The organism is uncultured Mycobacterium sp. (assembly GCF_964249325.1).
In the GTDB taxonomy this organism is placed as follows: Bacteria; Actinomycetota; Actinomycetes; order Mycobacteriales; family Mycobacteriaceae; genus Mycobacterium.
The window spans coordinates 1-4356 of record NZ_CAXUCH010000303.1 but is presented as its reverse complement, the minus strand read 5'-3'; the positions used below and the strand labels follow the sequence as shown (position 1 = coordinate 4356).

The following is a 4356-nucleotide window of genomic DNA, read 5'->3' as shown; positions in this document are numbered from 1 at the left end:
GAACGGACTCCTGCGCTCGCCGAGCCGTCCGACCGCAACGGGTCGTACCCGAGCGAGTCGCCGGCCACGCTGCTGCCTCGGCGGAAGCCCGGCTCCAGCGGCATCACGGGCGTTTCCTCCCCGCCTGCCGCAGCCGCCGCAGAGCCCGAGCGGCGACCGCGCCGTGAGCGGTCCGAGCCGTGGTGGGAGGCCGGCGCAGAGGAGGCGCCGAAACAGGCTGCCGCCGAAGCGGCTTCTGACACCTCGGCGTACTTCGCATCGCGGTCCCGGGCCGCTGGTGACGTTGCGAGGCCTTCGAGCAAGGAAACGCCTCCGCTTTACGACGACGCGGCTTCTGGGTGGGGCCAGTCGCCGAGCGGGCCCCGCCCTCCGGACAGCCCAGCGCCCGCCAAGGGGCTGCCTGAGGAGGACGTGATCTACCAGCGGATGTTGTCGGAGTGGCTGGTCGATCCGCACGAGATCGCGCGCAGCCCCGACCTGGATTGGAAGTCGGTGTGGGACCACGGGTGGTCGGCGGCTGCCGAGGTCGACAATGTGCCCGTCGAGTCCCACACGGCCCATGGCCTGCCGGTGCGAGAACCCGGTGCCCGCCTAGTGCCCGGCGCCGCAGCACCGGACACATCGTCGCGGCACACGGCACCGGCCAACGGGACGGCGGAGTTCTCCGAGCAGCGCGGGGGCGAGCAGCGCAACGGGGTAGCATCGAACGGCGGATTTCATTCCGGCCGGCACCATGCGCCACCGCGAGATCCCGATGCGATTCGCGCCTCCATCAGCAGCCACTTCGGCGGTGTACGCGCAGGACGGTCGCATGCCCGTGAGACAACCGAAGGATCCGATCACGAATGACTTACCCGTCGTCTGACAACTCGCTCGATTGGCTGCTGTCCAACTTCGCGCGCGATGTCCCCGGCGTGTCGCATGCGGTGCTGGTGTCCGTCGACGGCCTGCTGATGGCCTCCAGCGAGCATCTACCGCGCGAGCGAGCCGATCAGCTAGCCGCCGTCGCCTCCGGGCTGGCCAGCCTGGCGACTGGCGCCGCCCAACTGTTCGAAGGCGGACAGGTGCTGCAGTCGGTGGTCGAGATGCAACACGGCTATCTGCTCCTGATGCGGGTCGGTGACGGCTCGCACCTGGCTACGCTCGCCGCGACGTCATGCGATATCGGTCAGATCGGCTACGAGATGGCCGTCCTTGTCGAACGGGTAGGCGGCGTCGTGCAGTCGTCGCGGCGGGCACCCTTACACTCGTGAGCCGCGATGGACAGCCGCGAGCCACCGCCACGCGCGCATGAGGCGAGCCTGGTCCGCCCGTACACGCTGACCGCTGGACGCACCAACACGACCGTCGAGCTTCCGTTGGAAGCGCCGGTGCAGACGCTGCAGTCGGCACTATTTCACAACTGGCCGCCCCACGACATGCGAGGAAAGATCGTCGAGCTGTGCGTGAAAAGCCCCTCGGTCGCCGAGATCTCCGCCCGCCTGGATCTGCCGCTGGGCGTTGCGCGCGTCCTGGTCGGTGATCTGGTGACAGCCGGTTACCTTCGGGTACGGCCGACTCTGAACGACGAATCCACCAAAGACGAACGCCGCGAATTGATAGGAAGGACGCTCCGTGGCCTACGAGCACTCTGAGAGGCGCAACGCCGCCTCGACGAAGATCGTCATCGCAGGCGGGTTCGGGGCCGGCAAGACCACGTTCGTGGGAGCGGTCTCGGAAATCATGCCGCTGCGCACCGAGGCGATGGTCACCGACGCCTCCACCGGCGTCGACATGCTCGAGGCCACCCCGGCCAAAAGCACCACCACGGTGGCGATGGACTTCGGCCGGATCACCCTCGACGAGGATCTGGTGCTCTACCTGTTCGGCACACCGGGTCAGCGCCGGTTCTGGTTCATGTGGGACGACCTGGTACGCGGAGCGATAGGCGCGGTCATCCTTGTCGACTGCCGGCGCCTGGAAGACAGCTTCGCCGCCGTCGACTTCTTCGAGCACCGACAACTGCCGTTCCTGATCGCGGTCAACGAATTCGACGGTGCGCCAAGGTATCCGGTTGACGAGGTACGCAAAGCGCTGGCACTGCCCGAGCGCATCCCGGTCATCAACATCGACGCCCGCGACCGCCGGTCGGCGACCGATGCGCTGATCGCGGTCAGCGAGTACGCGCTTACCAGCCTCAGCGCTTGAGTTTTAGCGCTTCAGCCGGATGTGCCACCGCACGTAGCCGGCGTAGACGATCGACAACACCGCGAGCATGGCCATGTCGAAGAGGTAGATGTGCTTGGAGTGTTGCCACCACCTGTCGTCGGTGGGAACCTGCGGAACTTTCACCAGGTGCGGGAAGTCGATCGATGATGCTCCCGCGGCGAATCCCCAGCGTGCGGGCGTCACAAAAGACAGCTGGTTGAGTCCGAACCGGCCGGTCACCGGAATCCCCATCCCGCCGCAGAGCACCAATTGCGACATGATCGACACCACCAGCAGCGGCATGATCTGCTCGTTGGAATTCGCGAGAGCCGACAGCAGCAGGCCAAGCATCGCCGACGTGACACAGGCTGCGGCGACGGTGAGGAAGAGCGAAAACGTCGCGCTATCGAAGAAGGGCGGATGCGCGGTGGGCGCGCCTTTGCCGATTCGAACAATAGTGGTCGCGATCGCTGCCTGGATAGTGGCGAAAACGGAGAAAACGAGGACCTTGGCCAGCAGGTAGGCGGTTGTCGATAGGCCGACCGCCTGCTCTCGCCGGAAGATAGGGCGTTCGCCGATCAGGTCGCGGATGGTCAATGCGGTGCCCATGAAGACGGCGCCGATGTTGAGCAGCACCATGATGTACTGGGGCTGAGTAGGTGCGGGTCCCGTTGGGTCGGCAAAACCAAGCCCCGGTTTAGGCCCTTTCACGGTCAGCGACAGCGCGCCCATGAGGAACGGCAATACGGCCAGGAACACCGTGTATCCACGGTCGGAGAGAACGAGCCGAACCTGGCGTCGCGCAACCGTCGACAGCTGGCGCCATTTATCGGTGTGCACCGGCTCGCCTAGGTCTCCGGGTTCTTCCGCGACTCGCACCGGCTGCTCATGCCGTTGCTTGGCTCTTTGCAGGAAGCGGCGATTGGCTTCGTCGGGATCGGCGCCCACCTTCGCGAAGATTTCCGCCCAGTTCCGGGTTCCGAAAGCCGAGTCCACCTGGTCGGGCGGGCCGCAGAACGCGGTCTTGCCGCCCGGCGCCACCAGCAGAATCTGGTCGCAGACGTCGAGGTAGGACACCGAGTGGGTCACCACCAGCACCACACGGCCGGCATCGGCAAGCTGGCGCAACATCAGCATGACTTGACGGTCCAGCGCCGGGTCCAGCCCGGAGGTCGGCTCGTCGAGCAGCAGCAGCGACGGCTGGGTGAGCAGCTCCAGCGCCACTGATGCGCGTTTCCGCTGACCACCTGAGAGCCGGTCCACCCGGGTGTCGGCCTGCTTGGTCAGGTCGAGTTCTTCGAGCACCTGGGCGACGACCTGGGCGCGCTCCTGCTTGCTGGTGTCGGGGGGCAGTCGCAATTCGGCGGCGTAGCCCAGCGCCTGGTTGACCGTGAGCTGACGGTGCACGACGTCGTCCTGCGGAACCATCCCGATTCGGCTGCGCATGGTCGCGTACTCGCGGTGGATGTCGTGACCCTCGAAGGTGATCGAACCCTGGCTGGGGCGGGTATAGCCGGCGATCAGCCGGGATAGCGTGGTCTTGCCCGCTCCCGAGCCGCCGATGATCGCGGTGAGCATCCCGGGCCGAGCCGTGAAGGAGATGTTGTCGATCAGTTCCTTGCCGTCGATCTTGAAGTGCACGCTGTTCACCTCGAGGCCGCCGGTGCGGGCCGCGGCTTCGGTACGCCGCACCAAGGTGCCGTCGGTGAAAACCAGGTCGACGTTGCCGATGGTGACCACGTCGCTCTCGTTCAGCACCGCGGACCCCACCCGGACCCCGTTGACGAACGTGCCGTTGATGCTGCGAGCGTCGCGGATCTCGGTGCCCAGCGGCGACTGCACCAAAAACGCGTGATGCCGCGACGCCAAGACGTCCTGGATGACGATGTCGTTGTCGGTGGCGCGACCGATGGTGAGCGAGCCGGCTGGCTTCTCCGGCGCGGCGGTGCTGGGCCGGAAAGCTTGGATCATCTTGGTGGCAAGGTTTGAGACCTCGGGCGGCTTAGCTGCGGCCGGTGCCATCTGGGTCTTCGGCGCGGCTGCGGCCGCAGGTTGCGGCGAGCTGCCCGGATACGCGGGCGGATGCCCGCCGCTGCCCGAATACGCGGCCGGCCGCTGCCCGCCGCTGGGCGGATACACGGGTTGATGCGGCGGCGGGGTGTGCGGAGG

General features: G+C 66.7%; 4 protein-coding genes and 1 pseudogene. 4 read left to right on the top strand and 1 reads right to left on the bottom strand.

Annotation, left to right across the window (positions count from 1 at the left end; genetic code table 11):
• The 4 genes and pseudogenes from ACFE99_RS23160 to ACFE99_RS23145 all read left to right on the top strand — a co-directional run.
• A pseudogene (locus ACFE99_RS23160) lies at nt 1-849 on the top strand (ATP-binding protein); the annotation flags it as partial.
• Nucleotides 846-1253 carry a serine protease inhibitor gene (locus tag ACFE99_RS23155; RefSeq protein ID WP_375488937.1) on the top strand — a complete coding sequence of 136 codons (408 nt, stop codon included), beginning with the start codon at nt 846-848 and terminating at the stop codon, nt 1251-1253. The pseudogene ACFE99_RS23160 and the gene ACFE99_RS23155, both read left to right, overlap by 4 nt.
• Nucleotides 1254-1259: 6 nt before the next feature.
• Nucleotides 1260-1634: a DUF742 domain-containing protein gene (locus ACFE99_RS23150; protein WP_375488935.1), complete on the top strand. Its 375-nt coding sequence runs from the start codon at nt 1260-1262 to the stop codon at nt 1632-1634.
• Complete coding sequence (locus ACFE99_RS23145) at nt 1615-2187, top strand: ATP/GTP-binding protein (RefSeq protein WP_375488933.1); 573 nt, start codon at nt 1615-1617, stop codon at nt 2185-2187. The genes ACFE99_RS23150 and ACFE99_RS23145 overlap by 20 nt, the downstream gene beginning before the upstream one ends.
• Before the next feature lie 3 nt (nt 2188-2190).
• Here ACFE99_RS23145 and ACFE99_RS23140 read toward each other — a convergent pair.
• The coding region (locus ACFE99_RS23140; RefSeq protein ID WP_375488931.1) for an ATP-binding cassette domain-containing protein at nt 2191-4356 on the bottom strand (2166 nt) is incomplete at its 5' end.